Source organism: Actinocatenispora rupis, from assembly GCF_016861975.1.
GTDB classification, from domain to species: domain Bacteria; phylum Actinomycetota; class Actinomycetes; order Mycobacteriales; family Micromonosporaceae; genus Actinocatenispora; species Actinocatenispora rupis.
Genome location: NZ_BOMB01000001.1, coordinates 417,218 through 438,942, shown reverse-complemented (window position 1 = coordinate 438,942; position 21,725 = coordinate 417,218). Strand labels below are relative to the sequence as shown.

The 21,725-nt window shown below is 73.2% G+C and carries 19 protein-coding genes, 1 pseudogene and 1 riboswitch; of the genes and pseudogenes, 7 read left to right on the top strand and 13 right to left on the bottom strand.

Going from position 1 to position 21,725, the window contains the following annotated elements:
• Nucleotides 1-34: 34 nt before the first annotated feature.
• Nucleotides 35-1,189, bottom strand: a complete 1,155-nt coding sequence (locus Aru02nite_RS01975; protein ID WP_203654343.1) for a MalY/PatB family protein — start codon at nt 1,187-1,189, stop codon at nt 35-37.
• 112 nt (nt 1,190-1,301) lie between these two features.
• Here Aru02nite_RS01975 and Aru02nite_RS01970 point away from each other — a divergent pair, with 112 nt between their 5' ends.
• Nucleotides 1,302-4,058: a DEAD/DEAH box helicase family protein gene (locus Aru02nite_RS01970; RefSeq protein WP_203654341.1), complete on the top strand. Its 2,757-nt coding sequence runs from the start codon at nt 1,302-1,304 to the stop codon at nt 4,056-4,058.
• 189 nt (nt 4,059-4,247) lie between these two features.
• Nucleotides 4,248-4,329, top strand: a riboswitch (ZMP/ZTP riboswitch).
• Between the two features lie 16 nt (nt 4,330-4,345).
• Nucleotides 4,346-5,596, top strand: coding sequence for a serine hydroxymethyltransferase (gene glyA / locus Aru02nite_RS01965; RefSeq protein ID WP_203654339.1), 1,251 nt, complete (start codon nt 4,346-4,348; stop codon nt 5,594-5,596).
• Nucleotides 5,597-5,715: 119 nt separating this feature from the next.
• On the opposite strand, the gene Aru02nite_RS01960 is transcribed toward glyA, so the two are convergent.
• Entirely contained in the window at nt 5,716-6,999 is a 1,284-nt protein-coding gene (locus Aru02nite_RS01960; RefSeq protein WP_203654337.1) for an ABC transporter ATP-binding protein, read from the bottom strand.
• A 163-nt stretch (nt 7,000-7,162) separates the two neighbouring features.
• On the opposite strand from Aru02nite_RS01960, the gene Aru02nite_RS01955 reads away from it, so the two are divergent.
• Entirely contained in the window at nt 7,163-7,903 is a 741-nt protein-coding gene (locus Aru02nite_RS01955) for a YaaA family protein (RefSeq protein ID WP_203654336.1), read from the top strand.
• A gap of 4 nt (nt 7,904-7,907) precedes the next feature.
• Here Aru02nite_RS01955 and Aru02nite_RS01950 read toward each other — a convergent pair whose 3' ends face one another.
• On the bottom strand, nt 7,908-8,477 hold the full coding sequence (locus tag Aru02nite_RS01950; RefSeq protein WP_373324837.1) for a quinone oxidoreductase family protein: 570 nt from the start codon (nt 8,475-8,477) through the stop codon (nt 7,908-7,910).
• A gap of 108 nt (nt 8,478-8,585) precedes the next feature.
• Nucleotides 8,586-8,732, bottom strand: a pseudogene (locus tag Aru02nite_RS37525) (alcohol dehydrogenase catalytic domain-containing protein); the annotation flags it as partial.
• A 14-nt stretch (nt 8,733-8,746) separates the two neighbouring features.
• On the opposite strand from Aru02nite_RS37525, the gene Aru02nite_RS36370 reads away from it, so the two are divergent.
• The 3 genes from Aru02nite_RS36370 to Aru02nite_RS01940 are packed head-to-tail and all read left to right on the top strand — an operon-like array spanning nt 8,747 to nt 10,107.
• Nucleotides 8,747-8,920 (top strand): hypothetical protein, encoded by a 174-nt coding sequence (locus Aru02nite_RS36370; protein ID WP_239076295.1) that lies wholly within the window; start codon nt 8,747-8,749, stop codon nt 8,918-8,920.
• A 39-nt stretch (nt 8,921-8,959) separates the two neighbouring features.
• Complete coding sequence (locus tag Aru02nite_RS01945) at nt 8,960-9,562, top strand: TetR/AcrR family transcriptional regulator (protein WP_239076294.1); 603 nt, start codon at nt 8,960-8,962, stop codon at nt 9,560-9,562.
• Nucleotides 9,559-10,107 carry a GNAT family N-acetyltransferase gene (locus Aru02nite_RS01940; protein ID WP_239076293.1) on the top strand — a complete coding sequence of 183 codons (549 nt, stop codon included), beginning with the start codon at nt 9,559-9,561 and terminating at the stop codon, nt 10,105-10,107. Before Aru02nite_RS01945 ends, Aru02nite_RS01940 begins: the two co-directional genes overlap by 4 nt.
• A gap of 43 nt (nt 10,108-10,150) precedes the next feature.
• Here the strand turns inward: Aru02nite_RS01940 and Aru02nite_RS01935 are convergent, their stop codons facing one another.
• The 9 genes from Aru02nite_RS01935 to Aru02nite_RS01895 are packed head-to-tail and all read right to left on the bottom strand — an operon-like array spanning nt 10,151 to nt 21,166.
• On the bottom strand, nt 10,151-10,948 hold the full coding sequence (locus Aru02nite_RS01935; protein WP_203654334.1) for an SDR family NAD(P)-dependent oxidoreductase: 798 nt from the start codon (nt 10,946-10,948) through the stop codon (nt 10,151-10,153).
• On the bottom strand, nt 10,941-11,975 hold the full coding sequence (locus Aru02nite_RS01930; RefSeq protein ID WP_203654333.1) for a DUF4432 family protein: 1,035 nt from the start codon (nt 11,973-11,975) through the stop codon (nt 10,941-10,943). The genes Aru02nite_RS01935 and Aru02nite_RS01930 overlap by 8 nt, the downstream gene beginning before the upstream one ends.
• Nucleotides 11,972-13,207 (bottom strand): enolase C-terminal domain-like protein, encoded by a 1,236-nt coding sequence (locus Aru02nite_RS01925; RefSeq protein ID WP_203654332.1) that lies wholly within the window; start codon nt 13,205-13,207, stop codon nt 11,972-11,974. Before Aru02nite_RS01925 ends, Aru02nite_RS01930 begins: the two co-directional genes overlap by 4 nt.
• Nucleotides 13,204-16,272, bottom strand: a complete 3,069-nt coding sequence (locus tag Aru02nite_RS01920; protein WP_203654331.1) for a glycoside hydrolase family 38 N-terminal domain-containing protein — start codon at nt 16,270-16,272, stop codon at nt 13,204-13,206. Before Aru02nite_RS01920 ends, Aru02nite_RS01925 begins: the two co-directional genes overlap by 4 nt.
• A gap of 10 nt (nt 16,273-16,282) precedes the next feature.
• Nucleotides 16,283-17,104 (bottom strand): carbohydrate ABC transporter permease, encoded by an 822-nt coding sequence (locus tag Aru02nite_RS01915; protein WP_239076291.1) that lies wholly within the window; start codon nt 17,102-17,104, stop codon nt 16,283-16,285.
• Between the two features lies 1 nt (nt 17,105).
• Nucleotides 17,106-18,023: a carbohydrate ABC transporter permease gene (locus tag Aru02nite_RS01910; protein WP_239076289.1), complete on the bottom strand. Its 918-nt coding sequence runs from the start codon at nt 18,021-18,023 to the stop codon at nt 17,106-17,108.
• Nucleotides 18,024-18,028: 5 nt separating this feature from the next.
• A complete protein-coding gene (locus Aru02nite_RS01905) occupies nt 18,029-19,279 on the bottom strand; it encodes an ABC transporter substrate-binding protein (protein ID WP_239076287.1) in 1,251 nt (416 codons plus the stop codon).
• Between the two features lie 35 nt (nt 19,280-19,314).
• On the bottom strand, nt 19,315-20,019 hold the full coding sequence (locus tag Aru02nite_RS01900; RefSeq protein WP_203654329.1) for a FadR/GntR family transcriptional regulator: 705 nt from the start codon (nt 20,017-20,019) through the stop codon (nt 19,315-19,317).
• Nucleotides 20,009-21,166, bottom strand: a complete 1,158-nt coding sequence (locus Aru02nite_RS01895; protein ID WP_203654328.1) for a DUF5005 domain-containing protein — start codon at nt 21,164-21,166, stop codon at nt 20,009-20,011. The genes Aru02nite_RS01900 and Aru02nite_RS01895 overlap by 11 nt, the downstream gene beginning before the upstream one ends.
• A 162-nt stretch (nt 21,167-21,328) precedes the next feature.
• Here Aru02nite_RS01895 and Aru02nite_RS01890 point away from each other — a divergent pair, with 162 nt between their 5' ends.
• Complete coding sequence (locus Aru02nite_RS01890; protein ID WP_203654327.1) at nt 21,329-21,664, top strand: rhodanese-like domain-containing protein; 336 nt, start codon at nt 21,329-21,331, stop codon at nt 21,662-21,664.
• Nucleotides 21,665-21,725 lie beyond the last annotated feature (61 nt).

Genomic DNA, 21,725 nt, shown 5'->3' with positions numbered 1-21,725 from the left:
CCCGTCGACCGCACACGCCCGGCCGCGGGCGGCCTCAGCGGGCCGCGACCGCCGCGCCCATCGCGGTCACCACCCGGGTCAGGATCTCCCGCGACGTGGCGAAGTTGAGCCGGATCCAGCCCTCCCCCGCCGCGCCGAACGTACCGCCGTCGTTGACCGCGACCCGCGCTTCGGACAGGAAGAACCCGGCCGGGTCCGCGACACCCAGCCCCCGGCAGTCGAGCCACGACAGGTACGTCCCGGCCGGCGCCACGTACGACACGGCCGGCAGGTGTTCGGCCAGCAGGTCGCCGAGCAACCGCCGGTTCCCGTCCAGGTACGCGACGGTGTCGGCCAGCCACTCCGCGCCCGCCGTGTACGCGGCGAGGTTGGCGACGATGCCCGGGGCGCTCGCACCGTGCGTCGCCAGGAACGGCAGGGTGTCCCAGCGCGCCGCGTCCGCCTCGCTGGTGAGGACCACCTGCGCGCACTTGAGGCCCGGCAGGTTCCAGCCCTTCGACGCGGACACCAGCGTCACCGAGTGCCCCGCCGCGGCCGCCGACACCGTCCCGTACGGCACGTGCGTGGCGCCCGGGTACACCAGCGGGGCGTGCACCTCGTCGGCGACCACCCGGGCCCGGTGCGCGGCGACGACCTCGGCGACCGCGGCCAGCTCGGCCGCCCCGAACACCTGCCCCAGCGGGTTGTGCGGGTTGCACAGGATCAGCGTGCCGGCCCCGGCGCCGAGCGCGGCGTCCAGCCCGGCCAGGTCGTACGACCAGCCGGTGTCGGTCCGGTGCATCGGCACCTCGACGATCTCCCGCCCGGCCAGCCGAGTCACCTCGAAGAACGGCGGGTACGCCGGGGTCGGCACGACCACCGGGCTGCCGGGCGCGGAGTACAGGCGGATGGCCAGCTCCATGCCCTTGAGGATGTCGGGCAGCAGCCGGATCCGGTCCGCCGGGACGACCAGCCCGGACGCGGCGAGCCGGTCGGCGGTGGCCGCGGGCAGCCCGGTCGCGGCGTCCAGCGGCGGATAGCCGGTGTACCCGCGGTCGACGGCGGCGTGCAGCGCGGCCGCGATCGGCGCAGCGGTCGGGAAGTCCATCTCCGCGATCCACGCCGCGAGGACGTCCGGACCGTGCATGGTCCACTTGATGCTGTCCTGCCGGACGAGGTCCTCGACACGCAACCGGTCGTACGGGTGCATCGCGCCTCCCTGGGTCGCCGGAACGGTTCGCCGCCGTCCAGGATGCTCCGCCGGACGGGGCGCCGGACACCGGGCCGGCCGCGGCGAGCGACCGCAAGGGATACTGCCCGGCGTGTCCCTCGACGACCTGCCCGCCCGCCGCTTCACCGGCACCTGGCGGCGGTACCAGCGGGCCGCGCTGGACGCGTTCGACGCCGACCGGGCGGCCGGCGACCACCGGTTCTTCGCCGTACTGCCGCCCGGGTCGGGCAAGACGCTCATCGGGTTGGAGGCGGCGCGCCGGATCGGCCGCCGGGTGCTGGTGCTCGCCCCGAACACCGCCGTACAGGGGCAGTGGGCGGCGGCGTGGGACGAGCGGTTCGCCCCGGCCGGCGCACCCTGCGGTACGGACCGGACACTGGGCGGCGCGGTGAACGTCCTGACGTACCAGTCGATCGCGGTGCCGGACCGGGCGGTGACGTGGCGCGGCGCGGTGCGCGAGCGGGCCGGGGCGGACCTGCTCGACCTGCTGCACCCGAACGGTCGCGCGGTGGTCGAGACGGCGCGCGCCGCCGGCCCGTGGACCCTGGTGCTCGACGAGTGCCACCACCTGCTCGCCACCTGGGGCGCGTTGGTACGTGCCGTGGTCGACGCGCTCGGGCCGGCGACCGCGCTGATCGGGCTGACCGCCACGCCGCGCCGCACGCTCACCACCTGGCAGCGTGACCTGCACGAGGACCTGTTCGGCCGGACCGACGTGGAGATCGCCACGCCGGCACTGGTCCGGTCCGGCACGCTCGCGCCGTACCAGGAGCTGGTGTATCTGACGGCGCCGACGCCGGACGAGGACACCTGGCTGGCGACCGAGGCCGCCCGGTTCGCCGACCTGCGGTTCGAGCTGGTCGAGCGGCGGCTGGGCACCGTCCCGCTGCTGACCTGGCTGCACCGGCGCGCCGTCGACCGCACCACCGCCGACGGTACGGGCGCGCGCGGTGACTGGTCGCGGTTCGAGGAGACGGAGCCGGCGCTGGCGCGGGCGGTGCTGCGCTTCGCGTACGTGGGGATGCTGCCGGTGCCGGACGGCGCGCGGCTGCGCGAGCCGCACCGTACCGAGCCGGACGCGGACGACTGGGTCGCCGTCCTCGCCGACTTCTGCACCGGGCACCTCGTGGTCAGCGACGACCCGGCCGACGCCGCCGCGCTCGCCGCGGTCCGCCGCGTACTGCCCGGCCTCGGCTACCGGCTCACCGTCCGCGGCGTACGGGCCGGGACCTCGCCGGTGGACCGGCTGTGCGGGCTGTCCGAGGCGAAGATCGCCGCCGCGGTGCACATCCTCGCCGCGGAGGACGAGGCGCTCGGCGACCGGCTGCGGGCGGTGGTGCTGTGCGACCACGAGCAGCTGTCCGGCCGGCTGCCGACCAGCCTGGCCGGCGGGCCGCTCGACCAGCGGTCCGGCTCGGCGCGGCTCGCGTTCGCCACGCTGGCCGCGGCGGACGTCGGCGCCGGACTGCGGCCACTGCTCGTCACCGGGCGCACGTTCGGCTGCCCCACCGCGCTCGCCGACGACCTCGTCGCGTACTGCCGCGCCCACGGGTACGAGGTGGGCACCGAACCGCTGGACGGCGCGGACACCCGCCGCGTCACCGGCCTCGGCTCCCGCGCCGCCGTACGGCTCGCGACCGGGTTCCTCGCCGCCGGCCGGGCCCGCGTCCTCGTCGGTACCCGGGCGTTGCTCGGCGAGGGCTGGGACTGCCCGGGGCTGAACGTGTCGGTCGACCTGACCACCGCGACCACCGCCACCGCCGTCACGCAGATGCGCGGGCGGGCGCTGCGGCTGTCCACCGACGAGCCGGACAAGGTCGCCGACAACTGGACCGTCTGCTGCCTCACCGACGCCCATCCCCGCGGCGACGCCGACTACCTGCGCCTCGTCCGCAAGCACGACGCGTACCTGGCGCCCGATCCGGACGGTACGGTCACGTCCGGCATCGCGCACTGCGACCCGGCGCTGTCGCCGCACGCCGTACCGTCGCCGGCGGACGCGCTCGCCGTGACCGCGCGGGCGCTGGCCCGACCGGCGGCCCGCGACGAGGCCCGCGCCGCGTGGCGGATCGGCGAGCCGTACGACGGGGCCGAGGTGGCGACGCTGCGGGTCCGCGCCGGCCGGTCGCTGGGCCTCGGGGCACGCGCCCTGCCGGACACCCTGCTCGACCCCGTCGCGCCGCACCGCCGACCGGTACGGGCCGTCGCCGGCGTGGCCGCCGTCGCCGTGTCGACCGTCCTCGTCGGGCTGGCCGGCCCGCCGCTCGCCGCGCTCGCCGTACCGGTGTTGGCGCTGGTGGCGCTCGCGGTGGCCGCCGGGCGGCGACGTACCCGGTTGGCGGCGGCGCCGACCGCGCTGGACCAGTTCGCCCGGGCCGTCGCCGACGCGCTGCACGCTGCGGGCGGCGCGGACCGGGGCGCAGCGGCGGTCCGCGTCGTACCCGGGGTGGACGGTTTCGTCCGGTGCGAACTGGCCGGCGTACCCCTGGAGCAGTCGGAACGCTTCGCCACCGCGGTCGACGAGCTGCTCGCCCCGCTCGCCGCGCCCCGGCACCTGATCGGCCGCCGCGTCGTCACCGTGCCCGCCGACGCGCCCGGCCAGTTCCGCCTCGCGGTACGGACCGTGCTGCGGCTGCCGGTCACCGGCGCCGTCGCCTGGCACGCCGTACCGGCCTGGTGCGCGGCGAACGCCGGCCGGCGCGCCGCGTTCGCCGACGCGTGGCACCGGCACGTCGGGCCGGGCGTACCGCTGGCGGCGGACACCCCCGAGGGCCGGGCCGTACTGGAGGTGTTCCGCGGCGCCGACCCGTTCGCGGTGACCGCGCAGATGCGTACCGTCTGGCGGTAGGGCGTGTCGGCACAGGTTCGGTCGAGCGAGCCGGAGTCCGTTCGTCGTCTCGCAAGGCGCAGGTGCGAGTGCGTACGCTCGTGCCGACAACGCGGCGGGGCGGCGAACGGGCCCGGCGCAGCCGGCCAGGAACCCGTGCAGACACGCCCCAGGGGTCCGGTCGACGCGCCGGGGCCGCGGCGCCTATGCTCGGCGGCACGTGACTGGCGCGGACAAGGTGGATCACCACCGGGGAGCGACGCCCGTCGCACCGCGCGCCTGGGTGCGACCCCTGCCGAGGAGGTCGCATGTCCGCGCTGAGCAGTACCGATCCACGCATCGCCGAGCTGGTCGACGCCGAGCGTCGCCGCCAGGACGAGAAGCTCCGCATGATCCCGTCGGAGAACTACGTCTCTCCCGCCGTCCTGGAGGCCACCGGCTCCGTCCTGACCAACAAGTACTCCGAGGGTTACCCCGGCCGCCGGTACTACGAGGGCCAGCAGTTCGTCGACCCGGTCGAGACGCTGGCGAAGGAGCGGGCGGAGGCGCTGTTCGGGGTCGAGCACGCCAACGTCCAGCCGTACTCGGGATCCCCCGCGAACCTCGCCGCGTACCTGGCGTTCCTGTCGCCGGGCGACACCGTACTCGGGATGGCGCTGCCGATGGGCGGCCACCTGACGCACGGCAACGCGGTGTCCGCCACCGGGAAGTGGTTCCGCGCCGTGCACTACGGCGTACGCAGGGACACCGGTCGGCTCGACCTCGACGAGGTCCGTGACCTGGCCCGCGCCGAACGCCCCCGGATGATCATCTGCGGTGGCACCGCGATCCCCCGTACGATCGACTTCCCGGCGTTCGCGGAGATCGCCCGCGAGGTCGGCGCCGTACTCCTCGCCGACATCGCGCACATCGCCGGACTGGTCGCCGGCGGCGCGCACCCCTCACCCGTCGGGTACGCCGACGTCGTGTCCACGACCACGCACAAGACGCTGCGCGGGCCGCGCGGCGCCATGCTGATGACCACCGCGGAGCACGCCAAGGCGATCGACAAGGCGGTCTTCCCCGGGTTGCAGGGCGGGCCGCACAACCACACCACCGCGGCGATCGCCGTCGCGCTGCACGAGGCCGCCCAACCCGACTTCGCCGCGTACGCCCGGCAGGTGGTGACGAACGCGCAGGCGCTCGCCGCCGCCCTCACCGCCCGCGGGTACGACCTGGTGTCCGGCGGCACCGACAACCACCTGCTGCTCGTCGACCTCACCGGCAAGGGCGTCACCGGCAAGGTCGCCGCGAAGGCGCTCGACGCCGCCGGCATCGAACTGAACTTCAACACCGTGCCGTACGACCCGCGCCGGCCGTTCGACCCGTCCGGCATCCGCCTCGGTACGCCCGCGATCACCACCCGCGGGCTGACCGCCGAGCACATGCCGGCCGTCGCCGAGTGGCTGGACCGTACGGTGACGGCGGCCGCGGCCGGCGACGAGTCCGGGCTGGCCGCCACCGCCGCCGAGATCCGCGCCTTCCTCGCCGACTTCCCGGTCCACACCCCGGCGACCTGACGTGCGGGTCGGGCGCGGCAACCGGCGCGCCCGACCCTGCGGGGCCGAACCCGGGCGGCCTGACCGGCGGGTCGGGCGCGGCAACCCGACGCGCCCGACTCACCGGGTCCGGCGCCCGATCACCGGGTACGTGACGCGCCGGGTCCGCGGGTCCTGATCCGCATGCCGTGCCGGTCGAACACGTGCAGTTGGCTGAGGTCGGGCAGCACGCTGACCGCCTGACCGACCGGTGCCGTCCCGTACGGGGCGAGGCGCAGCGCGAAGTCCGCGACCCGCTGCTCGTGCCGGCCGCCGTCGCCGCCGCCGTCGGCCTGTTCGGTCCGTGCCGGCTCCGGCCGGCGGCGCCACCAGCGGCGCTTCCCGGCCGGTTCCTCCGACGGCGCCTGGTGTCCGGCGCCGGCCTGCTCCTCGGCACCCGCCGCCCGCGCCCCGATGTCCAGGTACGCGATGGTCTCGTGGCCCAGGTGCTCCACGTACCGGATGGTGCCGCGGAGGGATCCGGGGGTGTCCGGGGCGGCGGGGCTGACGGCCTCGGCGCGCAGCCCGACGACGATCTCCTCCCCGTGGTACCGGGCGAGGTCGCGGACGCGCGGGTCGGACCACGGCAGCGACAGGTGCTGGCGGCCGAGGTCGAGCAGCACCCGGTCGTCCAGGTACGCGTAGACGGTGGCCCACAGCAGGTTCATCCGCGGCGTACCGAGGAAGCCGGCGACGAACAGCGTGGCGGGCGTCCGGTACACCTCGTTGGGCGCGCCGATCTGCTGCACCCGGCCGTCGCGCAGGATCGTCACCCGGTCGGCCATGGTGAGCGCCTCGGTCTGGTCGTGCGTGACGTACACGGTGGTGACGCCGACGCCGCGGAGCAGCGTGGAGATCTCGGCGCGCAGCCCGGCCCGCAGCGCACTGTCCAAGTTGGACAGTGGCTCGTCGAGCAGGAACACCTTGGGTTCGCGGATGATGGCGCGGCCCATCGCGACGCGCTGCTTCTGGCCGCCGGACAGCTGGCCGGGACGGCGTTCGAGGGTGTCGCCGACGCCGAGCGCGGTGGCGAGGTCGGCCACCCGTTCGGAGACGGCGTCGGGGGTGTGCTTGGCCAGCTTCAACGGGAAGCTGAGGTTGCCGCGTACCGACATGTGCGGGTAGAGCGCGAAGTCCTGGAACGCCATGGCGACCCGGCGCTGGCGCGGCGACCAGTCGTTGGCGATCTCGTCGTCGAACCGGATCAGCCCCTCGGTCGGGTCCTCCAGCCCGGCGATCATGCGTAAGAGCGTGGACTTGCCGCAGCCGGACGGCCCGAGCAGGACCATGACCTCGCCGTCGGCAACGGCCAGGTCGACACCGTCGACGGCGACCGTGCCGTTCGGGAAGATCTTGGTCAGCGACTCCAGCGTCAGGGCTGTCATCGGGCCTCCGTTTTGCCTGATCCGGTCTGCGCAGGATTCTGTGGCCGCTTTCACAGCACATACAATCAGCCGAACGTGTATATGGGAACTCGCGGGTTGCAGAGCACAACGTGCACGAACGCCTGACGGCGGACCGCGGATCCGGCGCCGGTAGGGTTCAGGCGTGCTCGTGCTGTTGCCGCCGTCCGAAACGAAGGCGCCCGGTGGCCGGGGCGCGCCCCTGGACCTCGCCGCGCTGTCGTTCCCGACGCTGGGTCCGGCCCGCGCCCGGGTGCTCGCCGCGCTGCAGACCGTGTCGAGCACGGTGGGCGTCGCCCGCAAGGTCCTGAAGCTGTCCGCGCGGCAGGACGACGAGCTGACCGCCAACCTCGCCCTGCGTACCGCGCCGACCATGCCGGCGCTGCGCCGCTACACCGGCGTGCTGTACGACGCGCTCGACTATCCGACGTTGCCGGCCTCCGCCCGCCGTCGCGCCGACCGTACGGTCGTGGTGGTGTCGGCGTTGTTCGGTGCGCTGCGCCCGCGCGACCCGATCCCGGCGTACCGGCTGTCGGGTGGGACGACGCTGCCGGGGCTGGGCCCGCTGCGCGGGGTGTGGCGCGACGAGCTGACCGCGGTGCTGCGCGACGACCGGCTGGTACTGGACCTGCGGTCCGGGGCGTACCAGGCGCTCGGGCCGGTGCCGGGCGCGGTCACCGTCCGGGTCGTGTCGGTGCGCCCGGACGGCTCGCGCGCGATCGTCAGTCACTTCAACAAGGCGTACAAGGGGCGGCTGGCGCGGGCGGTGCTGACCGCCTCCCGGGTCCGCACCATCGAGGACGTGGTGCTCGCCGCCAAGGCCGCGGACCTGGCCGTGACGCGTACCGGCGAGGCCGAGCTGGAACTGGAAGCCGACCCGGTCTGATCCCTCAGGGCACGAGCACGATGCGCCCCGCGGTACGGCGGGCGTCGATGTCGCGGTGCGCCGCGGCGGCCTCGGCGAGCGGCCGGACGCTGTCGACCAGCGGCCGGACCGCGCCCGCGGCCAGCATGTCCAGCACCTGGGGCCGCGCCACGTGCAACACCTCGCGGTACCAGTCGGGTCCGCCGGCGCCGCGGACCGTGACACCCCGGTAGAACAGGGTCTGCGCGTCGAACCGCGCCGGGCGGCCGTTTCCGTTGCCGTACTGGACGATCCGGCCGGTGCCGGGGGTGAGCACGTCGAGCACCGACTCGGTGGCGGGCCCGCCGAGGCAGCAGTACGCGACGTCGATCGTGTCGTCGCGCCCGCCGCTGGGGTCGAGGTCCTCGGTGGGGTTGTGGGTACTCGCCGCGCCGAGCGGCTCGTCGTGGTCGAGCACGGTGTCGGCGCCGAGGTCGAGGACCCGCTGCCGCTTGGCGGGCGAGCCCACCGTGGCGACGATCCGCCCGACGCCGCGCCGGCGCAGCAGCTGCACCAGGTAGCCGCCGACGGCGCCGGCCGCGTTCTGGACGAGCACGGTGTCGCCGGGCCCCGGTTCGGTCCAGCGCAGCAGCGCGAGTGCGGTGGCGCCGCTGGCCGCGGTGGCCGCCACGTCCGTCGACGCCGGCCCTTCCGGTACGACGGTGAGCGCGGCCGCGGCGACCGTCACGTACTCGGCGTAGCTGCCGAAGCCGCCGGTGACCGCGGTGACCCGGGTACCGACGAGGGAGCCGTCGACGCCGGCGCCGGTCGCGGTGACCGTGCCGACGACCTCGGCCCCGAGTACGGCGGGAGGGGTGGCAGGGGGTGGATGCCGGCGCGGATCTGCGTCTCGCCGAGGGAGGTGGGCGCGGCCTCGACGCGGATCAGGACCTGCCCGTCCACCGGCTCGGGCACCGGTACGTCGGCGACGGTGAGCACGTCCGGGCCGCCGGTACGGGGCAGCAGGACAGCACGCATGGGTACTCCTCGATAAGTTGACCATCGGTCCAGTTGGACTCGGCTACACTAACTTGACCGATGGTCCAGTTGTCAACCGAGGCGGTACCGATGGCGGAGCGACAGGAGCGTGCCGACGCGGCGCGCAACCGGGCGGCGATCCTGCGCGCCACCGAGGACTTGCTGCGCGACGACACCGCCGACCGGGTACCGATCGAGGCCATCGCGGCGCGCGCGGGCGTCGGCAAGGGCACCGTCTTCCACCGGTTCGGCAACCGGGCCGGCCTGCTCCGCGCCCTCCTCGAACGGCGCGCCGAGGAGCTGCGCGCCCGCGTCGAGGACGGCCCGCCGCCGCTCGGGCCCGGCGCGCCGCCGCGCGACCGCCTCAACGCGTTCCTCGCCGCCACGGTCGACCTGGCCACCCGCAACATCGCCGTCATCACCGCGTACGAGCAGGCCGCGCCGGACCGGCACGCCGAACCCGTGTACCGGTTCTGGCACGAGCACGTACGCGGGCTGGTGGCCGAGGCGCGCGACGACCTCGACGCCGACCTCGTCGCGCACATCCTGCTCGGCTCGCTGCACGGCGACCTGGTGCTGCACCTGATCCGGCGCGGCGAGTCCGACCGGCTCGTCACCACGCTGCGGCAGGTGTCCGACGCGCTGCTCGGGGAAGCCCCGTGAGGCCGGTACGCCTGGTCACCGAGCGGCTCGTCCTGCGGCGCTTCCGTACGGAGGACGCACCGGCGCTCGCCGCGTACCGGTCGGATCCGGCGGTCGCGCGCTACCAGGGCTGGTCCGCGCCGGTCACCGAGGCCGACGCGCGGCGACTCGTCCGGCAGTTCGCCGCCGGCTCCCCCGACACCCCCGGCTGGTTCCAGTACGCGGTCGTGCGCGCGGACGACGGCGTACTCGTCGGCGACGTCGGCGTACACCGGCACGAGAACCTGCGGCAGGCCGAGATCGGCTACACGCTCGCCACCGCGTACCAGGGCCTCGGGTACGCGACGGAGGCGGTCGGCGCGGTGCTGGACGACCTGTTCGAGCGCGGCGTCGTACGGATCTCCGCGGAGTGCGACGCGCGTAACGAGAGGTCCGCGCGGCTGCTGCGCCGGCTGGGTTTCACCGCCGAGGGCCACCGGCGGCAGGCCACCTGGCTGAAGGGCGAGTGGACCGACGACCTGCTGTTCGGCCTGCTCGCCACCGACCCGCGGCCTCGCCGCACCTGACGCGGCGGCCGGATCGGCTCAACCAAGCCGGATGCGGCCGCGGTCAGTCGGCGTCGAGGGCGGCCGGGTTGACGGCGAGCAGACCGCCGTCCACCCGGTACTCGGAGCCCGTCACGAACGACGCCCGGTCGCTGGCGAGGAACGCGACGACCTCGGCGACCTCCGCCGGCTGCGCGACCCGCCCGAGCGGATGGGTACGGCCCCAGGCGGCGAGCGTGTCGTCCACCGTACGGTCGCCGGCGAAGCGGCCCGCGGCCCAGCGCAGCATCGGGGTGTCGACGGAGCCGGGGCAGACGGCGTTGACGCGGATCCGGTCCGCGGCGTGGTCCAGCGCCATCGACCGGGTGAGCGCGTTGATCCCGGCCTTGCTCACCGAGTACGCGAGGACGCGTTGCTGCGACGCGTACGCCTGGACGGAGGAGACGTTGACGATGACCCCGCCGCCGCGCGCCCGGAGTACGGGCACGGCGTGCCGGCAGGCCAGGTACATGCCCTTGAGGTTGACGTCGAGTACCTCGTCCCACTGCTCCGGCGCGGTGTCCTCGACGGTGCCGTACCGCTGGATGCCGGCGGAGTTGACGAGGACGTCGAGGCCGCCGTACGCGTCGACGGTCGCGGCGACCAGGTCGCGCAGCGCCGCGTCGGAGCGTACGTCGGCGACGTGGCCGGTGACCTCGCGGCCGGCGGCGCGTTCGGCGGACTCGGTGGCGGCGACGACATCGGGTTCGTGGCCGCAGAACACGACGGCGGCGCCGGCGGACGCGAGCCGGGTCACGACGGCCCGGCCGATGCCGGCGGAGCCGCCGACGACCAGCGCGACGCGGCCGCTGAACTCACCCATCGGCCAGCCCCACCGACCAGTCGTACGACCGGGTCTCGCCGGGCGCGAACAGGATCGCGCTGCCGTTGTCGACGGCCTCGGCGAGCCCGTTCGTCGGGTAGCTGGAGAACGGTTCGAGCCCCACGACGTACGCCTGGCCCCACCACGGGTGCCCGGTGGTGCCGCCGAGTTCCTGCCAGAGCCACAGGTACGGCAGGGCGGTGGCGTCCCACTCGACGCGGACCCCGCCGTTCGGCCCGGTCAGCTCGTACCAGCCGGTGGTGAAGCCGGTGAGGTAGCAGACGTCGGAGCTGCCGACGGGGCCGGGCACCACGGACAGGTCGGTGGTGCCGCCGCCGGGCGCGGGCACGACGGGCCAGTCGTACTCGCCGCCGGGGGCGATGCGGCCGTGTTCGCCGATCGGCTCGGCGTGCGCGACGACCCGGACGCCCGGCGGCAGCGTGATGCGCGCGCCGGGCGCGAGGAACGGCCGCCCGTACGCGAGGTGCTGGCCCCACATGGCGTGCACCGGGACCGGCGCCACGTTCGTCCCCCGTTCCGTGGCGGCGAGCCGGGTCGCGCCGGCGGTCAGCCGCAGCACCCGGGTCAGCAGGTACGGCAGGCGCCGGGTGCGGACCGCGAACTCGACCGCGACCTCCTCCGGCGTGTCCGTCACGATCCGGTACTCCCAGGCCAGTCCGGACACCTCGCCGTGCTGCCCCAGCGCCGCGCCCCGGTACGTCGACGGCGCGCCGCCGGACGGGAACACGTCCTGCCAACCGCCCTCGTACGCGTCGTGGAAGAGTGCGGCGTCGTCGGCGGCGCCGCCGGCCACCGACTCCGGCGAGCGGAGCCCGAGCGGCGACCACCAGACCAGGTCGGTGTCGGTGCGTTTGTCCAGGAACTCGACGATGTCGCAACCCTTGCCGGGCAGGACGGTCACCCGGAGCCGCTCGTTCTCCAGGGTGACCGCGGCCAGCCCGTCGACGCTCGACTCGTGCACCCGGGCGCCCCAGTTGCGGCGGGGTCGCCACCGCCGGGCGGTCACAGCGTGTCCGGCTGCGGTGCGGTGGGGTCGGCCCACCGGTCGTTCGGGATCAACGGGTACCAACCCGGGCGACCGGGATCCCGGTCGTACGGGTAGCCACCCAGCTCCCGGTACAGCTCCGCGTACTCGGCCAGCTTGTCCCGGTCCAGCCGTACGCCCAGGCCGGGGCCGTCGGGGACGGCGATCGCTCCGTTCACGTACGACATCTTGCCGCCCACGATGATGTCGTCGCGCAGGTGGTGGTAGTGCGCGTCGGCGGCGTGGTCCAGATTGGGCAGGACCGCACCGAGATGGAGCATCGTGGCGAGCTGGATGCCGAGTTCGCCGGACGAGTGCACGGCCACCCCGAGCTGGAACGTCTCGCACACGCCGGCCGCCTTGACGCACGGCCGGATCCCGCCCCAGAACGTGGTGTCCAGCAGGATGACGTCGACCGCGGGGTCGCGGACGTTCGCGGCGAGCTGCTCGAAGTTCACCACCACCGTGTTCGTGGCGAGCGGCAGCCCGGTGTCGCGCAGCTGCCGCATCCCGTTCATGCCCCAGGTCGGGTCCTCGAAGTACTCGTTGGGCAGGTCGGCGATGGCGCGGGCGAACCGGCGCGCCTGGTTGACCGACAGCGCACCGTTCGGGTCGTACCGGAGGAGGTCGCCGTCGGTGGCCTCGGCCAGCGCGCGGTAGCAGTCCAGTTCGTGGTCCGGGTGGAACACGCCGGCCTTGAGCTTGTGCGTACGGAATCCGTAGCGTGCCTTGAGGTCCTTGGCGTGCACGGCGAGCTGCTCCGGCGTACGGACCTCGCCGAGTCCGGTCGCCGGGTCCGCGTACCGGAAGAACAGGTACGACGCGAACGGCACGGTGTCCCGCAGCTTGCCGCCGAGCAGGTCGTGCACCGGGACGTTCTGGTACTGGCCGATCAGGTCCAGGCACGCGAACTCGATCGCGGCGAGCAGCTGCGTGCGGTTGTTGTACAGGCTGGCGGTCGGGTTGGCGATGGCGAACCGCAACGCCTCCAACGCGTACACGTCGTGCCCGACCAGGTACTCCCGCAGGGCACGCAGCGCGTCCTCGGCGCTCTGCCCGCCGCCGCCCATCTCGCCGAGCCCGATCAGCCCGTTGTCCGCCTCGACCTCGACCACGGTACGGACGAAGCGGCCCCAGTGCGCGCCGTTGGAGTGCAGCAGCGGCGCCTCCAGCGGCACGGTGACGGTGGTCGGCCGGATGTCGACGATCTTCACGGCGCCACCACGAGGGCGACGAGGCCCTCCGCCGGTACTCCGACGCGTACCGCTCCGTCGGCGACGGTCAGCTCGTGCGGTTCCAGCCCGAGGCTGGTCGTACGGGTGGCGCGGCCGACCGGCGCGGCGAACCGTACGGTCACCTCGCGGTCGACGGCCGCGACCGAGCGCAGGTACACGGCACGACCCTGGTGGCCCGGCGGCGCCGCGCCGAGCGACGACACGTACACGTCGTCGGCGTCGACGGTGACGGCCGCGCCGCGCTCCGGCGGCGTACCGGTGCCGGTGAGGGCGACGGCGACGAGCGGGTCGGTCAGCCCGGCCGCGGTCCGCGCGCCGAACGCCCGCGGCTCCGCGCCCGCCGCCGTGGCGATCGCGTACCGGAAGGTGTGTTCGCCCTGCTGCTGCGCCGGGAAGTTGGTGTCCCAGATGTTGTTCAGGGCCCAGGAGTAGAGGCTGCCGGGCTCGCCGGGCTCGGGGCGCACCGTCGGCGGGTACGGCACGTACGGCAGGTGGATGTCGCCGAACTGGGTCAGCGGCGCCTCCAGCGTCGCCCACGCCAGCGTACTGTCACCGTCCACATAGGACACCCAGTGCCGCAGCGGGGCCAGGTGCGTCGGCGCGCCCGGTACCCGGGGTGCCGCCGTGCCGCCGACCGCGCCGGTCAGCTCCCACGCCACCGGCGGCGTCCCCACCGCGAACGGGAACGCGAAGTACACGCCCTCCTTCTCCGGGTGCGGGCGCTTCGCCAGCCGGTTGGTGATCTCCACCCGCGCCACCCCGGCGGGCAGCCGTACGGTGGTGCGCACCCAGTCGGCGCCGTCGCCGGACAGTTCCACCTCCAGCGTGACCCCCGCCCCGTCCGCGTACGCGCGCACCAGGGTGGCGCGGCGGCCCAGGGTGCGGGACGCGAGCAGGGCGTTGTCGGGCCCGGCCTCGGTGTGCCCGGACAGGTGGTTGACGTGCGCGGCGGTCGAGTACCGGTCGTAGACGTACTGGTTCATCCCGGCGTATCCGTTGGGGTTGACCAGATCCCGGCCGGTACGCCGGTCCACGATCGCACCGATCGTCGCGCTCGCCAGGTCGTACGTGACGCGGTAGTGCTCGTTCTCGACGACCGGCTCGGACAGTTCGGTGACGGGGGCGGGGCCGGCGCCGGCGACCACGTCGTACCGGACGTGGCCGGTGGCGGGGACGTCGACGGCGGTGAAGCGCAGCAGCCGGCCGCCGGGACGGGTCGGCCACTCGGCCGGGTCCGTGACGTCCTCGGCATGCGGCACGACGGTTCCCGCCGCGTCCCGGACGGACACCGCGGTGGTCAGCGGCACCCGGCTCGCCGGCAGCCACGCCGCCACCGCGTCCGTACGCTCCGCCGGCCCGGTGTTGACCACCAGGTACGAGGCGAGCGTGCCGGCCGGTGCACCGAGCGTGTCGCCGAGCATCGCGGCACCCCGGGCGCGCAGGTCGGCCGCCTCGTCCGCGGCACCGTACGCGAAGCCGGCCTTGCGCTCCCACATCAGCCCGCCGGCGTCGAAGCCGTGTTCGGTGTCGTGCCACGGGTTCGCGGCACCCCAGGTGTGCTCGTCGAACAAGCCCAGCCGGTCGTACGTGTCGCCGATCGCCTCGGCGGCGTCGTCCGTACCGGCCAGCGCGTGCAGCGTCTCCGCCTGCCGCAGCTCGTTCTGCGCGCGCCGGGCGTACCCGAGGGGGCGCGCGCCGGAGCCGAGCCCGTCGGCCCACCAGTCGGTCCACTCGCCGGTGTGCGTGTCGAGCTGCGCGCCGACCCGGCGCTCCGCCTCGCCGAGGAAGTCGGCGTTGGTGGACGTGACCAGCCGCGGGTACGCCCAGCGCGCGTTCCAGTCCCGCGCGACCGTGGCCGGGCCGATCGACGGGCCGGCGTTGTCCGCGTCGGCGCCCTGCACCCGCACGTGCAGCAGGTCGTACGGGTAGGGCTGCTTCGTGACGTCCGCGGCGGCCATCCCGGACCACCCGAACGACTCGCTGCCGTACGGGAAAGGCTTGTGCGCCAAGGAGAACAGGTAGCCGGGCAGCAGTTCCTCGGTCAGCTCGCGGCTGTGCGCGAGGCCGAGGATGTTGCCCTCCATGTACCCCATGCCGTGCGCGGTGTCGGTGAACCACACCAGCACCCGGTTGCCGGCCGCCGAGCGCCACCAGAACGGCCGACCCAGCCGCTGCCCGCCGATCCGGTACGGCACCGCCCGGCCCGCCCAGTTGTGCGCCGCCGCCAGGTGCCGTACGCCCGCGGCGGCCAGCGCGTCCACGAACCCGGCGACCGCGCCCGGTACGTCGGTGTGCATCGCCGAGCGCACCGGGATCCCGTACCGCCGGTGCAGGTCGCGGGTCAGGCGCAGCTGCCGGTGCAGTTCCTCGGTGGACGCCGCCTCGGTGTGCATCTGGAACGGCATCGCGGTCACCTCGACCGCGCCCGCCTTCGCCAGCTCCACGAACCGGTCCACCACCCGCCGCGGCCGCGACGCGAGGAACCGCCGTACCGGCAGGGCCGACTCGACCGTCCACCGGAAGCGGGACTCCGCCGGGAAGTCCGCGGTCGCCTCGGCCAGGTCGAGCGTCGAGTCCAGGTACCGCAGGTGGTTGCGCAGCACGTCGCCCTGCGGGTCGGTGTACCCGATGTCCAGGTGCGAGTGGTGCACCAGGTGTACGGTCCACTTCCGTTGCGGCGCAAGGGTGAACCGGCCCGTCGCCACCGCCGTACCGCCGACCTGGGCGACCAGGGTGAGCTGCCGCGGCGCCGACACCTCCGGCACGTGCAGGTCGACCGCGGCCCCCGCGTACGTGGCGCGGGCCAGCTCGGTGTCGCCGTCCCGCAGGGACAGCGCCAGGCCGGGCGCGCCCTCGTCGACGGCGATCCGGACCACCTGGGTCAGCCCACCGCCGTCGGCGCGGGCGAACAGCGGCAGCCCCGCGGCCCGCACTCGCAGTCCCGGGCCCTGGCACACCGGCACGTACCCCTCGGTGCGGAGCACCTCCCGCATCCCGTCGTACGTGGGGGATCCGAGGCTGCGGCGCAGCAGTCGGCTGGTCACGTGGGTCCTCTCAGTACTGCCCCAGGGTCAGGCCCCGGGCGAAGAGTCGTTGCGTGGCAAGGAACAGCGCCACCGTCGGCAGCGAGACGATCAGGCCGGCGGCCAGTACGGTCGGCACCGACGTGCCGGCGTACGCGCTGTTGAGCGCGGACAGCGCGGTCTGGATCGGGCGTACCGACTGGTCCTGCGACAGCGTCAGGCCGAACATCAGGTCGTTCCACACGAACGTGAAGTCCAGGATGAACACCGCGGCCAGCGCCGGCACCGACAGCGGCAGGTAGATCCGCCAGAACGCGGTGAACACGCTCGCCCCGTCGATCCGCGCCGCCTCGAACACCTCGTACGCCACGCCGGTGAAGAAGTTGCGCATCACGAACGCGGCCAACGGTACGGAGATGGTGGTGTAGATGAGCACCATGCCGAACCGGTTGTCGTACAGGTTGGTGTCGGAGTAGCCGAGGAACAGCGGGATCAGCAGCATCTGCGTCGGGAAGATGGTCCCGCCGTAGACGGCCAGGAACCACGCGAACCCGTGCCGCAACCGCAACACCACGATCGCGTACGCGGCCAGCGCGCCGACGACCACACCGACCGCCGGCGAGACCACCGAGTACAGCACCGTACTGCCGATGCTGGGGCCCAGATCGGCGTTGTCCCACGCCTTCGCGAAGTTGTCGAACAGCCCGAACGTCGCCGACGGCGTCCACACGTGGTCGCCGGTGTAGTCGGCCCCCGGCCGGAACGCGTTGACCAGCAACAGGTACACCGGCACCAGCCAGATCGCGCCGAGCACGATCAGGACCGCCCGGCGGATGACACCCCCGATGCGCACGTCAGGTCACCGTCCTCAGTTGCCGCTTGAGGTACACGAAGGACACCAGGCCGGTGACGACCGTCAGCGCCACGGCCACCGCCGCGCCCTGGCCGTAGTCGCCGGTGACGAACGCGTCGCGGTACATGGTGACGGCCAAGGTCTCCGACGACCGGCCGGGTCCGCCCTGCGTGGTCACCCACACGATGTCGAACGTCTTAAGGCTCGCCACCAGCGACAGCCCCACCACGACCGTGGTCAGCGGGCGCAGCAACGGCCAGGTGACGTTGCGGAACAGCTGCCAGGCGTTCGCGCCGTCGAGCCGGGCCGCCTCCAGCGGGGAGACCGGGATCGACTGCAGCCCCACCATGAACAGCAACGCGTTGACGCCCAGTTGCTGCCAGGTGATCGCGATGATCATCGCGATCGTGTTCGCCGGCCCGTGCTGGAGGAACGACGTGTCGCCGCCCGGGATGTGCAGCGCCGTCAGTACCTGGTTCGCCGCGCCGCCGTGCTGGAGGATGAACCCCCAGATCACGGCCAGCCCCGCACCCGACAGCGCGTACGGCAGCAGGAACGGGATCCGGTACCACGTGGCGTGCCGCAGCCCGTGCGACAGCACCGCCACGAGCAACCCGAGTACGACGGGGACCACGGTGGCGCCGACGACCCACAGCAGCGTGTTGCGTACCGAGGTGAGCAGGGCCGGGTCCTTCGCGAACTGCACGAAGTTGTCCACCCCGACGAACTGGCTCGGATGCAGCCCGTCGTAGTTCGTGAAGCCGATGTACAGCGTGTACAGGAACGGCAGGTACAGCAGGACCGCGGTGAGCAACACACCGGGCGCGACGAACCCGTACGGGGCGAACCGGGCGGCGATGCGGCGGCCCGCACCGCCGGGCGTGGTGCTCGTGCCCGGCGGTGCGGAACGGTCGGTCACGGCGGTCACTTGTGCTGGCTCCAGTACTGGTCCGCCGCCTGCTGGATGTTCTGCAACTGCTTCAGGTACGTCCCCGGGTTGGCGAGGAACGCGCCGAAGCCGTCGAGCGCGGCCGTCAGGACGGGCGGCGGCGCGGCCTCGAAGTACCGGAGGTAGAGCTTGGTGCTGCTGCTGTTGGCCTTCTTGGTGAGCGTCGTCAGGTTCGGGTCGGTCGAGGTGACCTTCGGGTTGGCCGACACGTCGTTGCGCGAGTTCGACCAGGTCGTCTGCGCGTCCTTGCCCACCCACCACTTCAGGTACTTCAGGCTCGCCTGCGGGTCCGGCGCCTTCGTCAGCGAGCACAGCGGCCCGGACTCGAACGCCATCGACGTGGTCGACAGCGACGGGTTGACGTTCGGGATGACGAACGTGCCGTAGTCGCTGCCCGGCTTCATCTTCAGCTGCGACATGGTGGTGTTGAACCAGGTGCCGTCCGGCACCATCGCCACCTTGCCCGACTTGAGCAGCGCACCCGGGTCGGTCTTGTCACCGGCGTCGGACATGTAGCCCTTGTCGATCATGCCCTTCCACTGCTGCATGACCTTCACGACGCCCGGGTCGGTGTACTTCGCCTTCCCCGTCGACAGGTCCTCGTACAGCTGCGGGTCGGTGCCCAGCAGCAACTGCTGGAACCACACGAAGCTGAACAGGATGTTGGTCTGGTAGAACGGCGTCACGCCGTGCGCCTTCAGCTTCTGCGCGTCCGCCATCAGGTCCGCCCACGAGGTCGGCTCCTTGACGCCCGCCTCCGCGAAGACCTTCTTGTTGTAGAACATCACCCAGTACGACACGTTCAGCGGCACGCAGTACTGCTTGCCGTCGACCGTGTAGTACTTCTTGACGTCGTTGGAGAGGTCGCCGGACTTGACGCCCTGGTTCCAGATGTCGGTGGTGTCGGCGACCTGGCCGGTGGTCGCGATGTCCTGCAACTGCGACCCGACCTGCCAGGTGAACAGGTCCGGCTTGTTCTTCGTCCGGAACGACGCCTTGATGAACGACTGGTACGTCGGCTCGTCGGTGTACCCGACCGGTTGGTTGGTCAGGCCGATCTGCTTCTTCGACGTGGCGTTCAGCTGCTGGAAGTACGGCTTCCAGGCGCCCTTGTCGTTGTACAGCTTCAGCGTCGTCTTGTGCTCGGACGCACCGCCACCGCAGGCGGTCAGCCCGAGGAGGACGGCGGCGCCCAGGACCGCAACCACAGCGCGAAATCGCCGCACGGTCTGTCACCTTTCCTTGTCGAGGGGAAACAACGTCATCGTTCTGCCGCCAGCCGCCGCGCGATCACCGACCGGACGTCGGCCAGGTGCGCCCGCATCTTCCCTGCGGCGTCGTCCGCGCGCCGTTCGACGATGGCGGTCATGATCTCCCGGTGCTCGTGGTGGTCCCGGGCGCGGTCGTCGAACAGGGCGAGGATCTCCCGCTGCTCGTGACCGTGCACCGCCAGCAGCGACTCCAGCACCTCGTTCAGTACGGTGTTGCCGGCGACCGCGCCGACCGCGGCGTGGAAGCCCATGTTCGCCTCGTGCAGCCGCGAGTCGTCACCGGTCAGGTTGCCCGCCGCCCCGTCCAGCAGTGCCGCCAGCGTCGTCGCCTGCTCCGCGTCGCACACCTGCGCCGCCCGCTCCGCCAGGTACGGCTCGATCAGCAGCCGCGCGTCCAGCAGGTGCAGCAGCCGCTCGCCGGGCAGTACGGAGAGGTTGGGGTTGGGCAGCAGTACCCGGTTCAGCGTGTCCGAGACGTACACGCCGGAGCCGTGCCGCAGCTCGACCGCGCCGGTCGCCTGCAACCGCCGCAGCGCCTCCCGGATCGTCGGCGTCGCCACCGAGAACCGTTCTGCCAGCGCCCGCGCCGACGGCAGCCGCTGCCCCGGACGCAGCCCCTGCTCGCGGATCAGGGCGAGAACCCGGTCGGTGACGGCGTCGGACAGGCTCGGCCGGGCCAGGTTCTCAGCGGCCACCGGCGGACCCCAGCGTCACCCGGACGAACCGTGGCCGGTAGATGCTGACGTCGCCGTACAGGTCCTGGTTGTCGAAGCTGTTCACGTTGTACGACACCAGCAGCTCGCGCGCGCTGGACAGCTCCGGATGCACGTGCGGGTTGTACGTGTACACGTTCCCGTTGTGGTAGCTGCCGTCCGCGCCGGTCTCCGGCGTCGTGTACACCGCGGTCCTCCCGGTGAACGGACCCGTCGGCGTGGCCGCCGAGTACGCCACCACGTGCGGGCTGAGCAGTTCCGTGGTGTCCTGCGTCAGCAGCAGGTACTCCGACCCCACCCGCGTCACGCTGTACTCGTTGGACACGCCGGCCTGCACCCGCGTCGACGCCGTCTGGTCCGCCGACCAGCCCGACCCGGTCCAGAACCGCCACGGCGCGCGCAGGTCGTCGCCCGCCACCCGCGCCACGTGCAGGTACTTGTCCGAACCCAGGTCCTCGACCCGGTACGCGTACGTGTGGCCGCCGGTGGACAGCAGCCAGGACGCGCTCTCCAGGTTCGGTACGTCCGACGGCAGCGGCGTGACGTCGATGAGCGTCAGCGTGTCGAGCGTGAACCGCGCCAGTACGCTGCGCAGCCAGGCGAAGTCCCAGATCCCCGTGCCCGTCCGGTGGAACTGGTGGTACGTCACGTTCAGCGTGCCGGCACCCACCATGCCGGCGCCCGCCCAGTACCAGCCGTCGTCGTCGGGTGGCAGCAACGCCTCGGGCGCGTCCGCCGTACCGCCGTGCACGGTGGTCAGCCGGGATCCCTGCTGCACCACGAACGAGTTGTTCAGGAACGGCGTGTCCTGCGGGCGCGACCCGTCCGGGTGCACCGGCCCGAGGAACGTGTCGGAGAAGATCCAGACGATCCGACCGTCCGGCAGCCGTACCGAGTACGTGGAGTCGGCGCCGGTCCAGCCGACGCCGCTGTCGCTGTACCCGTCGAAGAGGGTCGTCAGGCCCCGGTCGGGCGCCGCGCCGGTCACGGTCAGCGATCCGGGACGTCGCCCGGCCGCGGCGGCGGGGGAGCCGCCGCGCCCGAGACCGAGTGCCGCTCCGAGCGGCACCGCCACCGCACCGGCCAGGAGAGTCCGGCGGCCCAGGGGGTTCGCCGTCGAACCGTTCATGTGTTCCTCCAGCCCGGAGATCGAATGGCTAAGTGATTAGATCAGTTGGTCACCTGCTCGTAAAGAGTTCGACCCCTGTTTGTTCGACAAGCCAGCCGATCGACGACGGGAATCCGGACATTGCCCAACTAACTCCGCCGACCTGGGTACCGTGAAGGGGTGATGCCTCAACCCCCGCACGTCCCGAGCATCGACGCCGACGCGGTCGCCGAGGACTCGATCGTCCTCGACGTCCGGGAACCCGACGAGTACGCGGCAGGGCACATCGCCGCGGCTCTGCACATCCCGATGGGAGCCGTACCGGACCGTCTGCCCGAGTTACCCGACGACGTACGACTCGTCGTGGTCTGCCGGTCCGGTGGGCGCTCCGCCCGGGTCACCGCGTACCTCCGGCAGGAGGGCATCGACGCGGTGAACCTGGAGGGCGGCATGAAGTCGTGGATCGCCGCCGGCCGGCCGATGGTCACCGAGACGGGCGCCGCACCGGCCCTGATCTGAGGCCGGACCGCACGTCACCCGCGGTGCGATGCGGCACCGCGGGGTGGACGCGGTGTGCCGG